The sequence below is a fragment of the Aureivirga sp. CE67 genome (genome assembly GCF_015767245.1).
Classification (GTDB): Bacteria; Bacteroidota; Bacteroidia; order Flavobacteriales; family Flavobacteriaceae; genus Aureivirga.
Window position 1 is genome coordinate 177,730 of sequence record NZ_JADOTV010000002.1, and the last position, 14,287, is coordinate 192,016.

Sequence of the window (14,287 nt, forward strand, 5' to 3'; positions counted from 1 at the left end):
CAGTTTTAATCTTCAATTATAAAATTTTCTAAAACATCCGCTATTTTACGGTTGTCAGAAAGTTGAGGAATTTTATTTTGCCCACCAAATTTACCAATAGACTTCATATATTCATGGAATCCTCCTTTTTTCACTTTTCGAACTACAAGAGAACGAAGAATATTTCCATCCAATAAATCTTGATAATAGATGTTTTGCTTTTGCATTGAAGCATCCATTTTTAAAGCAAATTCTTCTAAATTCTCAGGTTCATGCTCAAATTCGATAAACCATTCGTGATAAGGTAGTCCTTCTGTTGGATTTACTTGTGGTGCAACCGTAAATTCGTTTACACTTACATTTGTACCTGCAATGGCATCTTTTAAAGCTTGCTCGACTTCTTTACCAATCACATGTTCTCCGAATGCAGAAATAAAATGTTTGATTCGCCCAGTAACTCTAATACGATACGGACTTGTAGAAGTAAAAGTAACAGTATCTCCAATATTATATCCCCAAAGACCTGCATTTGTATTTAAGATAATTACATAGTTTACTCCAACTTTTACATCTTTAAGAGAAATTCTAGTTGGATTTTCATTAAAGAATTCGCTTGCAGGAATGAATTCATAGAAAATTCCTCCATCTAAAAGAAGTAATAAACCATTGTCTTTTTGAGAATCTTGGTAAGCGATAAAACCTTCAGAAGCAGGGTAAAGTTCGATACTATCAATCTTTTTACCGATTAGTTTTTCGAATTTATTTTCATAAGGTTCAAAATTTACACCACCATAGACAAACAAACTGAAATTTGGAAAAATCTCACTGACTGTTTTTCCGGATTTTTTGTGTAAATTTTCTAAATACATTTGTACCCAAGAAGGAATTCCGCTAATAAGAGACATATCTTCTACAATCGTTTCTTCAACGATAGCATCTACTTTTGTTTCCCAATCATCAATACAATTCGTCTCCCAGCTTGGAAGTCGGTTTTTCTGAAGATAATTCGGTACAAAATGCGCTACAATTCCACTTAGCCTTCCTGTCTGAATACCATTGATAGAATCTAAAACAGGACTTCCTTGTAAGAAGATCATTTTTCCATCTACGAAATCTGCATTTCCTGTTTCAGCTATATACATCAAAAGAGCATTTCTGGCAGCATTTATGTGCGAAGGCATAGATTCTTTTGTAATCGGAATATATTTCGCACCAGAAGTCGTTCCAGAGGTTTTTGCAAAATAAATTGGTTTTCCTTTCCAAAGAACATCTTCTTCACCGTTTTTGATTCTTTCCACATAAGGTTTTAAACCTTCGTAAGTATGAACAGGAACATTTTTTTTAAAATCTTCATAAGAAGAAATGGAATCAAAATTATGATCCTTACCAAAAGCGGTATGTTTTGCGCCTTGAATTAATTCTTGAAATACTTTTTCTTGTGTGTTTATTGGGTCATTAGCCCATTTGTAAATTTTCTTAGTAATAAATTTTGCAAAAGGTTTTGCAAAAAATGATTTTAGACTCATTATTCAAAATCTATAAAATTAGTAGGATTCACTGGATACCCTTCATTCCATAATTCAAAATGCAAGTGCGGTCCTGATGATAAATCACCAGTAGATCCTGCAGTTGCAATCACCTCACCAGACTTCACCAAATCACCTTGCTCTTTCAATAAAGAAGCATTGTGTTTATATACAGAGATGAATCCGTTTGCATGTTCAATAATAACTACATTACCTGTTTGTGCGGTCCATTCTGCAAAGATTACAGTACCTTCCGCAGCAGCTTTTACAGGAGTTCCTTCGGCTACAGCAACGTCTATAGCGTAATGCTTATTTTCTGGGTCGTATTGTTGAGAAATAGTTCCTGTAATAGGAGTAAAAAATACAATCCCAATATTCTTTTTTGCTTCGTCAAATAAATTAAAACGCTTTTCACGCTCTACTTCTTCTCTAAAAATAGAGTCAATTTTAGAAGCATTTACACTTTTAGGAGAATCTGAGATATTTTCAGCAATATCAGAATCATTATAAAATTCTTCAATAACTTCTTCTCCTCTTAAGATAGGTAAAAGTTTCTTTATTTTCTGATTCGTGATAAAAGTTTGTCGTTCTAAAGAATCTAATTTTGATATCAGAGCGGAAGTTTTTCTTTTATAATCTGTAGAGGTATATCCTGGAATATATTCTCTCAGAGGTGTAAAAGCAATCAGGAAAATTGTTCCAACTACTAATAAAATAGAAAAAATACTTCCAAAAATAAAAACATTCAGACGTGTTAGTTTAAGAGATAACTTTTCTTCAAAATTATCATCATTTAAAATAACCATACGATATTTACTGGTTAGTTTATTTTTAAAAGATTTTTCTTTCTTTGGAGTTTGATTTTCTTCCATAATTGCAAGATTATTTGAGTTCTATCAAAGAGGGTTTTTATTATTTTTTATAAAAATTCATCAAATCTATATATTCCCAGACTTTTTTTGGTACTAAAGGTAGCACATTTTTGTTTTCTTTAACAGATTGACGAACGAACGTAGATGAAATCTGAACGATTGGTGCGTCAATTTTATGAATCTTAGAATGATTTTTAAATTCTTCTTTTATTTCATTATTATCAATCCTAGGGTATACATAAACCTGATGATTATTTAAAATTACATCATGATTTTTCCACTTGTGAAACGTATTCAAATTATCTTCTCCCATGATTAAACTAAATTCATGGTTTGGATATTTTTCTTGAATATGCGCAAGTGTATTTACCGTATAATTAGGTTGTGGTAATTTAAATTCGATATCAGAAACTTTCAAATGAGGAAAATCTTCTAAAGCTTTATAAACCATCTCCAATCGATGATGATTGTCTAAAAGTGTACTTTTTTTCTTTAGAGGATTATGAGGTGTAACAACCATCCAAACTTCGTCCAAATCAGAATATTGTTGCATGTGATTTGCAATAATGATATGTCCAATATGAATCGGATTGAATGTTCCGAAATATAAACCTATTTTCATGTATTCTTATTTTACAAACTCAGAAACTAAATTGAATGCATCTACTTTTGCTACATCTAAATCATCATTGATCAAAATTGTATCAAAATCTGTTTTGTATTGCATTTCTTTTTCGGCTTTTGCCACACGTTCCTTAATTTTTTCTTCTGTTTCTGTTTGTCTACCACGCAATCTTCGTTCCATTTCTTCAATTGAAGGCGGTTGTACAAAAATTGCCAGTGTTTGCTCAGGAAATTGTTTCTTAATATTTAATCCTCCGATTACATCAATATCAAAAATTACGCTCTTTCCTTCTGCCCAAATTCGTTCTAACTCCGATTTTAGAGTTCCATAGAAATTGTTTGTGTAAACTTCTTCCCACTCTACAAAATCATTATTCTTAATGTGGTTTTTGAAATCATCTGCAGAAAGAAAATAATAATCTTTCCCATGAACTTCATTTGGTCTTGCTTCTCTTGAAGCAGCAGAAATAGAAAAATCTAATTTTAATTCTTCTTGTTTTAATAAATGACGAACAATTGTAGTTTTACCAGAACCTGATGGCGCAGAGAATACGATTAATTTACCTTTTTCCATTTATAGAACGTTTAAGTTTTGTTCTTTTATCTTTTCTAATTCATCTTTCATTTGTACAACCAATTTTTGCATTGGAGCAAAATTCGATTTAGAACCCATAGTGTTGATTTCTCTTCCAATTTCTTGTGTAATAAATCCAAGTTTTTTTCCGTTTGATTCTGGTGTAGCTAATTCTTCAATGAAATATTTCAAATGATTTTCAAGACGAACTTTCTCTTCGTTAATATCTAATTTTTCTAAATAATAGATTAATTCTTGTTCAAATCTATTTTCATCAACTTTTACCTCTAATTCTTCTAATGCTTTGCGAAGTCTTTGTTTTACATGAACCATTCTTTCTTCATCCACCTTGATTACTTCTTTAAGCAAAGTTTGAATGTTTTCAATTCGTAAATTAAAATCTTTAATCAACGCTTTTCCTTCATCAACTCTATAAGTAACAATATTTGAAACAGCTTTATTGATGTGTTTTACAATCTCACTCCATTCTGTCTCATCCAATTCTTCTCTTTCCGTCTTTAACGCTTCCGGAAGGCGCATCGCCATCTGTAACATTTCTAAATCCGAACCATGAGAAATTTGTTTAAGTTTAGAAATATATTGTTTTACGGCTACTTCGTTGATTTGAGAAGTTAATTCCTCACCAGTATTGTCTACATAAATCGAAAAATCCACTTTCCCTCTTGTCAGGTTTGAAGCTAAAAGTTTTCTAATTTCTAATTCTTTCTCTTTGTAATAAGAAGGAATACGAACATTTATGTCTAAATTTTTACTATTTAAAGATTTTACTTCAATAGTAATTTTCTTTGTTGGTAGTTGTAGTATGGATTTACCATACCCGGTCATTGATTGTATCATTCTAAGTGAAATAAAAGTACGCAAAGTTACATAAATTATAGAGAATGGAATAGTTAGAAGTTTATCTAAAATGATTTATTCATTCTCTATTTTTACTAAAAGTTATTTAAAAAAAATGTAAAACCCTATTTATAATGTGAAAAGTAAATTTTATAAAAAAAGTTGTTTAGAATAGTGGAGAGTAGTTTGAAGAGTTTAAAATATATTTAACCAAGATTAAAAACTTCTAAGCTCAATATTTTTTACAAGAACATCCGATAAAAGATTTTCAAGAGTATCTGTATTTAAATTTGAATAAAAATCATGAAACTTGATTTCTGTTTTGTTTTCATTCAATAAGGATTTTTGTTTTAAAACATGATAAGTTTGTTTTGCAACAGCTTTTCCAGAGTCAACAATTTTGATATTTGATCCAATAATATTTTCAATTTTATTTTTCAAATAAGGATAATGCGTACAACCTAAAACAAGATAATCAACAGGGAATTTTGTAATTTTTCCTAAATAATCTTTTAATAAAAATTGCATCTCTTCCGAATCAATTTTTCCTTGTTCAATAAGCTGAACTAATCCATTTCCTGCCTGTGCATGTATCTCTATATTCTCATTATATCTTGAAGAAGTATTCAAGTACATTTCACTTTTAAGTGTACTTTCTGTTGCAAGAATTCCAACATGATTGGTTTTTGTATTTAATAAAACAGGTTTGATTGCAGGTTCAATTCCGATAAAAGGAATATCGTATTTTTCTCGAAGTACTTTTATAACATTCGTAGTTGCTGTATTACAAGCAACAATGATTAATTTTACATTTTGTTGTAATAAATATTCTGTGTTGATAATACTTCGTTCAATAATTTCTTCAACAGATTTTCTACCATAAGGTGCGTTTTTATTATCTGCTAAATAGATAGTATTTTCAAAAGGTAATAATTCATTTACATCTCGCCAAATAGTTGTTCCTCCAACACCCGAATCAAAAATACCAATAGGATTTGTAGTCTTCATCATAAATTACAACAATAAAAAAACTCGCTTATAAAAAGCGAGTTTAAATATATAAAATAAATTGATTTCTTATTTCATTTGATTGTACTTAGCAGTTACTGCAGCAGAGATATCTTCTCCAGCAGCATAGTGTAAAGTAGTTTTTTCTAAAACATACTCAAGACCTTTTTCTTTTGCTACAGCTTCGATTGCTTTGTTTAATTTCTCAACGATTGGCTTTAATAAAGCATTTCTTCTTGAAGCAATATCTTTTTCTGCAGCCATTACAGCTTCTTGTAAAGCTCTTTGATCGTTTTGGAATTCTACAGCTCTTTGTTGGTTTTCAGCTTCTGTTTTAGTTACAGCCTCGCTCTCATATCTTTTTCCTTTTGCTTCTAAAGCTTTTCCTTTTTGCTCTAGTTCATCTTGGTAAGATTTACTTAACTGCTCTAATTGAGAAGTCATGTTTTTTGTGTCAGATAATTCAGTTAAGATTTTATCGTAATTGATATAAGCTAACTTTTGAGCTTGAGCAGTTGCTCCAAACCCTAAAACCATTACAGCAACTATTAAAAAAGATTTAAATTGTTTCATTGTATATTTAGTATTAATTTAATATTCAGAAAATTTATTTATTTTCAGCTTTTGCGGCATCTTCTTTAGCCTTTTTAGCTTCTTCTCTTTTCTTCTTTAGTTCTTCTTGTTTCTTCAATCTAGCTTGTTTTTTAGCTTCGATTGCTTTTTTCATTTCTTCACGTTTCTTAGCACGTGCTTCTTTTTGTTTTTGAATTCTTGCTTGTAATTCTTCTTTACGCTTCTTTTTTGCGTCTTCTCTTTCTTTTTGTTTTGCAGCAGCTTCTGGTGATAATTGTCCACTCTTCGCTTTTGCTTGTTTCGCTTTCGCTGCACTTCTTTTTTCTTCTACAGCTTGCTTCTTTTTGTTTCTAGAGATACTTTGAATTACAAGTTCACTGATATCATACTTTTTATTTGTGTATAACATGATCAAATCTTGTGAATTGTCAAAAACAATATCGTACTTCTTTCTTTTTGCAATTTCCTGAACCGAATTGAAAATTAAATCCTGAATAGGTTTTACTAATTGTCTTCTCAGTAGAAATAAATCTCCTTCAGGACCGAAATAATCGTTTTCAAGTTTTTTATATTCTTCAATTAAAATCTGAATATCTTCTTCTCTTTCTTCGATCAAATCATCTGTTAATAATGCTCTTTCATTATTAAGCTCTGTTTTCTTTGATTCTATTTCTGCATTTTTCTTTTCTAGCTTTTGTCTCCAACTTTGAACTTTTTCATCAAGTTGCCCTTGAGCTTTTGTATATTCCGGAACATTTTGTAAAATATATTCCATGTCTATATATGCTATTTTCTGAGGCTTTTGAGCAAAAGCAAAAGTCGTAGAAAGTGCTATCAGGAATGTAAAAAGAACTTTTTTGATCATAACAAATTAAATTTTAGAAAATATCGTGCCATATTTTTTAGATTAAACTTTAAACTATAACTAAAAAAAATTAAAATTGTTGTCCAAAGATGAAATGTGTTTGCCAACCAGAGATTCCAGTATTAAATTGTTCATTAGCTGGATCAAACCCATAACCGAAGTCAATTCCTAATAATCCAAACTGTGGCATAAATACTCTAAGTCCTAATCCAGCAGAACGTTTTAAATTAAATGGCTCGAAATTATCGAATCCATCATAAGAGTTACCTGCTTCTAAGAATCCTAAAGTATAAATAGTTGCAGCTTGTCCTTTTGTAATAGGGTATCTAGCTTCTAATGAGAATTTGTTATAAACTGTTCCTCCAGTAGAAGAAGAAAGGGCATTATTTTCATATCCTCTTAATGCAATAGTTTCACGACCATCTAACTGGAAGTTTGCTAATCCATCTCCTCCAACAAAATATCTTTCGAATGGTGAATCACCAATATCTTTGTTATAGTGTCCTAAGAATCCAAATTCAGTGTTTAAGAATAAAACAGATTTACCAATTAATGGAGTATACCATTTTCCTTTGAACCCGATCTTGTAGTATTCTAACCATTTGTATTTTACATCATCAGTTTCATTTGCATAATCAACATCTCTATTAAAGATTAAAGAATATGGTAATGTTGCTTTTGCTGTAATACTAAACTCAGAACCTGTTGTTGGGAAAATTGGGTCTGGTCCAGAAGAGTTTCTTGAAAAACTAACCTGATAAGATAGGTTATTAGAAACACCATTATTGAAATCAAAAGATAAGAATCTATAGTTGTTAATATCGTATCTCTGATAGCTCAAAGTTTGCGATAATTGGAAATAATCATCCGGCCATTTTAATCTTTGTCCAATACCTACTGACGCTCCTAAAATATGTAAACTTTGATCTCTGTCTACATCATTGAATCCACTATATCCATATTGTCTAGAAGAATAAACAGAGAATGATAAAGATTTAGGTCTTTTTCCTCCAATCCATGGTTCTGTAAATGAAAATGAAGTAGTAGTATAGAATCTACTCCCTTGTAATCTTAAAGAAAGTTTTTGTCCATCTCCCATTGGAAGAGGTTTATATTCTTTTAAGTTGAAAATGTTTCTTAATGAGAAGTTATTAAATGATAATCCTAACGTTCCGATGAAAGCATTTCCTCCATATCCTGCTTGTAATTCAATCTGACTTGAACCTTTTTCAGCAACAGAATATTCGATATCTACAGTTTTATCTTGGAAATTAGGTTTTACATCTGGCTGAATTGCTTGTGCATCAAAGAAACCTAATTGACTAATCTCACGAATCGAACGAATAATATTCGTTTTACTAAATTTCTGACCTGGTCTTGTTCTTAATTCTCGGTAAATAACATGGTCATTTGTTCTATCATTTCCTGAAACATCTACATTACGTAAAATAGCAATTTCATCTTCATAAATACGAATTTCAATATTGATAGAATCATTTTTAACACCTGTTTCAATAGGCGTTACTCTAGAGAATAAATATCCAGAGTCTAAGTAAAGAGTTGTAATATCATCAGAAGTTGGAGTTCCATCTCCTTTTACTCTTTCTTTTAAGATTTTTCCATTATAGATTTCTCCTTTTTCAATACCAAGATATCTTTCTAAAACATCAGTTTTGAAATGACTATTTCCAATAAATTTGATATCTCCAAAGTAATATTGTTTACCTTCTTCAACAGTAATTTCAATATCAAGTCTGTTATCTTTTACTTTATTGATTTTATAATCTATAACCTTAGCATCTCTATATCCTTGTTCGCTATATGCTTCAACGATACTTTTTAAATCTTCTTTAAACATTTCATCGATAAATTTTGAAGTTTTCCAAAATCTACCAAAAAATGCTTTTTTAGTATTTTTCATTGCTCCTCTAACCTTTCCATTAGAGAACGCTTTGTTTCCATTAATTTTAATGCTACGAACTTTTACTCTTTTTCCTTTGTCAAGGTTAATAAGCATATCTACACTATTAGCACTAGTAGAATCTTTTCTAGTATCAATAGTAACTTTAGCATTAAGGAATCCTTTGTCTATGTATTGTTTTTCGAAATAGTTTTTAGTAGTAACCAAAAGGTTTTCTGTAACCATTTCTCCTTTTTCAAGATTTGAATCTTTTTTAAGATCTTTTGCCTTTCCTTTACGGATACCTCTTACCGTAACTTCATCCAATTCTGGAAGTTCTGTTACTTCAAATAAAAGGTAGATAGCGTTACCATCTATTTTATCAATATAAACATCTACAGTGCTAAACTTTTTTGTTTCATAAAGTCTTTTGATGGCACTAGTTAGTTTATCTCCAGGAATTTTAATTTCTTGCCCTATTGTTAATCCAGTGTAAATTCGGATACTTTCTTCACTAAATTTTTGAAGACCAACAACTCTAATTCCACCTAAAGTATAAGTTTCACCTTGTTTGTAACTTGAAGTTGTATTTGTATTTTCTGTTTGTGAATTATTAGTTTCTTGTGCAGTCAGACTATTACTTCCAAGAATAATTGATAACAGTAGTAATGATAACCTTAATTTATTCATTGTCGATCTTTTCTATTTGTTCGCTGGTTTTACCGAAGCGTCGTTCTCTATTTTGATAGTTTAAAATTGCTTTTAAAAAGTCTTCTCTTCCAAAGTCAGGCCAAAGAACATCTGTGAAATACAGCTCAGAATAAGCGATTTGCCAAAGTAAAAAGTTGCTAATTCGTTGTTCTCCACTAGTTCTAATAAGAAGATCTACATCTGGCAAAGTAAATGTATATAAATGATTATTTATAACTTTTTCAGTAATTTCTTCTACCATTAACTCTTTATTAACAATTTTTTGAGATATTTTTTGAATTGCTTGAGTTAATTCCTCTCTAGCTCCGTAACTTAAAGCTAAAGTTAGAATAATTCCTGTATTATTACTTGTTAATTCAATGACTTCTTGTAGCTCTTTTCTAGCCTTTTCTGGCAAAAGTTCTAAATTACCAATTGCTTGAAGTTTTACCTTATTTTTTTGTAAGTTTTTAACTTCGTTTTTTAATGAAGAAACCAAAAGACTCATCAAAGTTTTTACTTCTAGTTTTGGTCTGTTCCAATTTTCTGTAGAGAAAGCATAAAGTGTAAGTGCTTCAATACCTAATTCTCCAGCAATTTCAATTGTACTTCTTACAGATTTTACCCCATTTTTGTGTCCGAAAACTCTAGGCATACTTTTTTGTTTTGCCCATCTTCCATTTCCGTCCATAATTACCGCCACATGCTTTGGCACTCTTTCTTTATCTATCTGCTCTATCAAACTCATAAGAATAATTATCTAGATGAATAACATGCTGGTCTTCCAAAGGTGTAAACTAAGTTTATTCCTGTGAAAATATACCAATCATTATTATCAGGATTTCCGAAATTTAAATCGGAAATATCTTGTCTATTGTAATCTAAATCATCAACTAAAGTATATCTAGCTGATAATTCTACACTAACGGCAATTTTGTCATATAGTCTTGTTTTATACCCAAATCCAAAAGGAATTGTAACTGATGTATTTGAACTATAATCAAAACTTCCGTCTGCTTTCTGATCTTCCACTGTTTTATAATTAAAAACTCCAATGGCAACCATTAAATATGGTGAATAATCATCATATCTTGAAGACATGTCGAATTCAAAAAAGTTAAACTCCAAACCAAAAGCAGCTTCTTTAATTGAATTAGAAAAAGAATATCCACGTTCTTCTCTTACTTTATTAGAAGAATTTTTATCACTATCTCCAATATTTAAATAAGTAAAAGTACCTCTTAGGGCAATTCTTGGATTTAAATTGTACTTATAAATCCCTCCAAATGCTAGTTTGTTAGGCTTTATATAATTTTCACTCCCTATATCTCCGATATAGTTACTACCCCCTAAAATGATTCCTGCCTCATGGATTTGTCCAAAAGAAACAGTTGTAATACAAAGTAATACGTAAAATAAAATTTTTCTCTTCATGTCTAAAAATAGCTTGCAAATATATATATTTTATTTGCTTTAGGTATACAGTTCTTTCTTTTTTGATAAACTACAATTCTTGTAATTTATTGTGAAAGTTCGTAAAGATACAGTTAAATTCGAAAATATCTATTAATTTCTAGTATCTTCTCCCCAAAGTAATTTGCTACGAAGAGTCTTAAAGAATGATTGTCCCTCCATTTCAATTGTTTTAATGGTAAAAGGCGCTTTTTCAATATAAATTTCCGTTTGATTATTAATAGTAGTTACTCTAGAATCCAACGAAATTAAGAACAGATTTTCATGTCCGTTCACAGTCAATTTTATTTTTGTGTCATTAGGAATAATTAATGGTCTTGTATTCAAATTATGAGGTGCAATTGGCGTCAAAACAATATTTTTTGCTTGAGGCATTAAAATTGGTCCACCACAACTCATCGAATAACTTGTAGAACCTGTTGGAGTTGCAATTATTAATCCGTCCGCCCAATAAGAAGTTAAAAATTCATCATCCAAATATGTATTCACAGTAATCATCGAAGTAGTATTTTTCCTACTTACCGTAATTTCATTAATTGCATATTGAAAATCTTCAGCATCCAAAACTTCTGGAGTTAATCTAAGACTTAAAACAGAACGCTCGATAATTCGATATTCTTCGCTTAAAAGTCTGTCAATAGCATTTTTGATTTCATATTTCTGAATTGTTGACAAAAAACCAAGCCTACCAGTATTGATTCCAATAATAGGAATATTTGAATCTCTAACATACGTAATTGCTCTCAAAATAGTTCCATCACCACCAATAGTGATAAAATATTTTGTGTCTGCTGGTAAATCTTCATGGTTTAAGAAAGTTTCAAAACTATCTTTTTCATCAATGTGCTCTTTCAATTGGTAATAATAGTGAAATTCGAAAACAACCTTAATTCCCTTTTTTTTTAGATGTTTTAAAAGTTTGGTTAAATAAGGTTTTGTTTCTTCTTTATATTTTTGACCATAAATGGCTACTTTCATTTCTTAAATGTTTAGGTATTTTTTTAAATAATTCGAACGATCTCTCAAGCTTTCTAAAAGTAAATCATCATCATGTTTTGAGATTAAAAAATAATCATACCTTCTAAAAGTTTGAATAATTTCATTGATGTCATGAGAAACAAGACGAATAGAGACCTGAATTTTTTCAGATTTAATTTTAGAAACCAACATTCCCAAAATTTTTCCATTGTTCGATTCTACAATTTGAGAAATTTCACTAAAACTAAAATCTTTAATATTTTTTTCTACTACTAAAATATCTCCTTCTTCTTGAAAATATGGCAATTCATTCAAAAGATGAATGATTTCTAATACTTCAAAACTACCAATGAATTCTCGTTGCGAATTTACGACAGGAATCACATTTGTATCATAAGTAGAATACATTTTTAGCAAATCGACAACTTTCGTGTTTTCTTCTGCAAAAAATGGTACAATTAAATGCTCGAATTCTTTAATTTTTTTGGAAGTACTCTTTTCTAATAAAATATCATTAATCGGAATTGCTCCATGATATATTCCTGCACGAGTTACGGGATAATGCGTATAATTCGTTCCTTCAATTGCAAAAATCAAATCTTGAATTGTTTCCTCCTCCGAAATTGCAGGAAAATCTGTAGTTATGTAATCTGATATACTCATGCCATTTTTATTTTTAAAGAAAAAAACTTTAATCCGTTGAAATATAAAATATTTTCGGAAGCCATTCAAACTCTACGCCAAGGAAATTAAAATAATTCGAAATCTTATACTTTTCTTAAAACTATTTTAAATCATTTCCCAGAAAAATACAATATCTGTACCTTTGTGCTTTCAAAAATCAAGTTACGAAATAATGACAAAATTAAGTGTTAACATAAACAAAATAGCAACGCTTCGTAATTCAAGAGGTGGAAATATGCCAAATCTTGTACAAAGTGCTATCGATATTCAAGAATTTGGAGGAGAAGGAATCACTGTTCACCCTAGACCAGACGAGAGACATATTAGATATCAAGATGTTTATGATTTAAAGCCGATTATTACTACAGAATTTAATATTGAAGGAAATCCGATTCCAAAATTCATGGATTTAGTTCTTGAAAGTAAACCAACACAAGTAACTTTAGTTCCAGATGCGATTGATAATTTAACTTCAGATGCAGGATGGGATACTGTGAAAAATCAAGATTTCTTAAAAGAAGTAATTACTGAATTTAAAAACAACGGAATTCGTACTTCTATTTTTATTGATACAAATGAAAAATTCATTGAAGCTGCTGCAACAACTGGAGCGGATAGAATTGAACTTTATACAGAAGAATTTGCACATCAATATGGTTTAGGAAACGAAAAAGCAATTCTTCCTTATGTAGAATCAGCAAAATTAGCTTCAGAATTAGGATTAGGAATTAATGCTGGTCACGATTTAAACTTAGAAAATATCAATTTCTTTGCAAAAGAAATTCCAAATCTTTTAGAAGTTTCGATTGGTCATGCTTTAATTTCGGAGTCTTTATATTTAGGATTAGAAAATGTTGTAAAAATGTATTTACAACGTCTTAAAATTTCATAAGAAATGAGAGAAGTTTTACATTCAAAAATTCAAGGACAAGGAGAGCCACTTTTGATTCTTCATGGATTTTTTGGAATGAGTGATAACTGGAAATCTTTAGGAAATAAATATGCAGAGCAATTTGAAGTGCATATGATTGATCAAAGAAATCATGGAAGAAGTTTTCATTCAGAAGATTTTACTTACGAATTGATGGCAGAGGATTTATTACATTATATCCAACATCATAATTTGGAGAAAGTTTCACTTCTTGGACATTCGATGGGAGGGAAGACAGTGATGCTTTTTGCTACGATGCATCCAGAGATGGTAGATAAATTAATTGTAGCAGATATTTCTCCAAGATTTTATCCTGTACATCATGATTTGATTTTGGAAGCTTTAAATTCTGTAGATTTTTCTATTCATAAAACAAGAAAAGAAGTAGAAGAAGTTTTAAAAGATCGAATTGATGAAATTGGAGTAAGACAATTTTTGTTGAAAAATGTGTATTGGAAAAATAAAGGAAAGTTAGCTTTCCGTTTCAATTTGGATAGTTTGACAGAAAATGTAGATGAAGTTGGCGTAGCACTTCCTTCGTTTCATGAGTTTGAAGGAGAAACACTTTTCTTAAGAGGAGAAAATTCAGGATATATTTCTAAAGACGATGAAAGTTTGATTTTTGCGCATTTTCCAAAAGCGAAAATTGAGACTGTCAAAAATGCAGGTCATTGGTTACATGCTGAAAATCAGGCAGATTTTTATATCTATTCTATAGAATTTTTGACAGAAAAATAGTTTTGTACGGAATT

General features: G+C 30.2%; 15 protein-coding genes. 2 read left to right on the top strand and 13 right to left on the bottom strand.

Annotated features, from left to right (window positions below; all coding sequences use genetic code 11):
• Positions 1 to 5: 5 nt before the first annotated feature.
• The 13 genes from I0K12_RS04685 to I0K12_RS04745 form a co-directional block, all read right to left on the bottom strand.
• Positions 6 to 1,505 carry a GH3 auxin-responsive promoter family protein gene (locus I0K12_RS04685; RefSeq protein ID WP_196885733.1) on the bottom strand — a complete coding sequence of 500 codons (1,500 nt, stop codon included), beginning with the start codon at positions 1,503 to 1,505 and terminating at the stop codon, positions 6 to 8.
• Positions 1,505 to 2,377, bottom strand: a complete 873-nt coding sequence (locus I0K12_RS04690; RefSeq protein WP_196885734.1) for a M23 family metallopeptidase — start codon at positions 2,375 to 2,377, stop codon at positions 1,505 to 1,507. The genes I0K12_RS04685 and I0K12_RS04690 overlap by 1 nt, the downstream gene beginning before the upstream one ends.
• 40 nt (positions 2,378 to 2,417) lie before the next feature.
• Positions 2,418 to 2,999, bottom strand: a complete 582-nt coding sequence (nadD, locus tag I0K12_RS04695; RefSeq protein ID WP_196885735.1) for a nicotinate (nicotinamide) nucleotide adenylyltransferase — start codon at positions 2,997 to 2,999, stop codon at positions 2,418 to 2,420.
• Between the two features lie 6 nt (positions 3,000 to 3,005).
• The gene (gene gmk / locus I0K12_RS04700) at positions 3,006 to 3,575 is read right to left on the bottom strand and encodes a guanylate kinase (protein ID WP_196885736.1); all 570 of its coding nucleotides are present in this window, start codon (positions 3,573 to 3,575) and stop codon (positions 3,006 to 3,008) included.
• Positions 3,576 to 4,421: a YicC family protein gene (locus I0K12_RS04705; protein WP_231372702.1), complete on the bottom strand. Its 846-nt coding sequence runs from the start codon at positions 4,419 to 4,421 to the stop codon at positions 3,576 to 3,578.
• 228 nt (positions 4,422 to 4,649) lie between these two features.
• Positions 4,650 to 5,444 carry a glutamate racemase gene (murI, locus tag I0K12_RS04710; protein ID WP_317194415.1) on the bottom strand — a complete coding sequence of 265 codons (795 nt, stop codon included), beginning with the start codon at positions 5,442 to 5,444 and terminating at the stop codon, positions 4,650 to 4,652.
• Between the two features lie 66 nt (positions 5,445 to 5,510).
• Positions 5,511 to 6,014 (bottom strand): OmpH family outer membrane protein, encoded by a 504-nt coding sequence (locus I0K12_RS04715; RefSeq protein ID WP_196885738.1) that lies wholly within the window; start codon positions 6,012 to 6,014, stop codon positions 5,511 to 5,513.
• A 34-nt stretch (positions 6,015 to 6,048) separates the two neighbouring features.
• Entirely contained in the window at positions 6,049 to 6,879 is an 831-nt protein-coding gene (locus I0K12_RS04720; protein WP_196885739.1) for an OmpH family outer membrane protein, read from the bottom strand.
• 70 nt (positions 6,880 to 6,949) lie between these two features.
• Positions 6,950 to 9,469, bottom strand: coding sequence for an outer membrane protein assembly factor BamA (gene bamA, locus I0K12_RS04725; protein WP_196885740.1), 2,520 nt, complete (start codon positions 9,467 to 9,469; stop codon positions 6,950 to 6,952).
• Positions 9,462 to 10,217 (bottom strand): isoprenyl transferase, encoded by a 756-nt coding sequence (locus I0K12_RS04730; protein WP_196885741.1) that lies wholly within the window; start codon positions 10,215 to 10,217, stop codon positions 9,462 to 9,464. Before I0K12_RS04730 ends, bamA begins: the two co-directional genes overlap by 8 nt.
• 8 nt (positions 10,218 to 10,225) lie before the next feature.
• Entirely contained in the window at positions 10,226 to 10,903 is a 678-nt protein-coding gene (locus tag I0K12_RS04735; protein ID WP_196885742.1) for a DUF6089 family protein, read from the bottom strand.
• Between the two features lie 132 nt (positions 10,904 to 11,035).
• Positions 11,036 to 11,920, bottom strand: a complete 885-nt coding sequence (locus I0K12_RS04740) for an NAD kinase (RefSeq protein WP_196885743.1) — start codon at positions 11,918 to 11,920, stop codon at positions 11,036 to 11,038.
• A 3-nt stretch (positions 11,921 to 11,923) separates the two neighbouring features.
• Positions 11,924 to 12,583 (bottom strand): CBS domain-containing protein, encoded by a 660-nt coding sequence (locus I0K12_RS04745; RefSeq protein ID WP_196885744.1) that lies wholly within the window; start codon positions 12,581 to 12,583, stop codon positions 11,924 to 11,926.
• 193 nt (positions 12,584 to 12,776) lie between these two features.
• Between I0K12_RS04745 and I0K12_RS04750 the strand changes: the two genes are divergently transcribed.
• The gene (locus tag I0K12_RS04750; RefSeq protein WP_196885745.1) at positions 12,777 to 13,496 is read left to right on the top strand and encodes a pyridoxine 5'-phosphate synthase; all 720 of its coding nucleotides are present in this window, start codon (positions 12,777 to 12,779) and stop codon (positions 13,494 to 13,496) included.
• Positions 13,497 to 13,499: 3 nt separating this feature from the next.
• Positions 13,500 to 14,273: an alpha/beta fold hydrolase gene (locus I0K12_RS04755; protein ID WP_196885746.1), complete on the top strand. Its 774-nt coding sequence runs from the start codon at positions 13,500 to 13,502 to the stop codon at positions 14,271 to 14,273.
• Positions 14,274 to 14,287: the final 14 nt, after the last annotated feature.

What these genes read in the sequence shown, in the direction of transcription:
- I0K12_RS04685 (WP_196885733.1), bottom strand. Translation starts at nt 1,505, where the DNA reads ATGAGTCTAAAATCATTTTTTGCAAAACCTTTTGCAAAATTTATTACT.
- I0K12_RS04690 (WP_196885734.1), bottom strand. Translation starts at nt 2,377, where the DNA reads ATGGAAGAAAATCAAACTCCAAAGAAAGAAAAATCTTTTAAAAATAAA.
- nadD (WP_196885735.1), bottom strand. Translation starts at nt 2,999, where the DNA reads ATGAAAATAGGTTTATATTTCGGAACATTCAATCCGATTCATATTGGA.
- gmk (WP_196885736.1), bottom strand. Translation starts at nt 3,575, where the DNA reads ATGGAAAAAGGTAAATTAATCGTATTCTCTGCGCCATCAGGTTCTGGT.
- I0K12_RS04705 (WP_231372702.1), bottom strand. Translation starts at nt 4,421, where the DNA reads ATGACCGGGTATGGTAAATCCATACTACAACTACCAACAAAGAAAATT.
- murI (WP_317194415.1), bottom strand. Translation starts at nt 5,444, where the DNA reads ATGATGAAGACTACAAATCCTATTGGTATTTTTGATTCGGGTGTTGGA.
- I0K12_RS04715 (WP_196885738.1), bottom strand. Translation starts at nt 6,014, where the DNA reads ATGAAACAATTTAAATCTTTTTTAATAGTTGCTGTAATGGTTTTAGGG.
- I0K12_RS04720 (WP_196885739.1), bottom strand. Translation starts at nt 6,879, where the DNA reads ATGATCAAAAAAGTTCTTTTTACATTCCTGATAGCACTTTCTACGACT.
- bamA (WP_196885740.1), bottom strand. Translation starts at nt 9,469, where the DNA reads ATGAATAAATTAAGGTTATCATTACTACTGTTATCAATTATTCTTGGA.
- I0K12_RS04730 (WP_196885741.1), bottom strand. Translation starts at nt 10,217, where the DNA reads ATGAGTTTGATAGAGCAGATAGATAAAGAAAGAGTGCCAAAGCATGTG.
- I0K12_RS04735 (WP_196885742.1), bottom strand. Translation starts at nt 10,903, where the DNA reads ATGAAGAGAAAAATTTTATTTTACGTATTACTTTGTATTACAACTGTT.
- I0K12_RS04740 (WP_196885743.1), bottom strand. Translation starts at nt 11,920, where the DNA reads ATGAAAGTAGCCATTTATGGTCAAAAATATAAAGAAGAAACAAAACCT.
- I0K12_RS04745 (WP_196885744.1), bottom strand. Translation starts at nt 12,583, where the DNA reads ATGAGTATATCAGATTACATAACTACAGATTTTCCTGCAATTTCGGAG.
- I0K12_RS04750 (WP_196885745.1), top strand. Translation starts at nt 12,777, where the DNA reads ATGACAAAATTAAGTGTTAACATAAACAAAATAGCAACGCTTCGTAAT.
- I0K12_RS04755 (WP_196885746.1), top strand. Translation starts at nt 13,500, where the DNA reads ATGAGAGAAGTTTTACATTCAAAAATTCAAGGACAAGGAGAGCCACTT.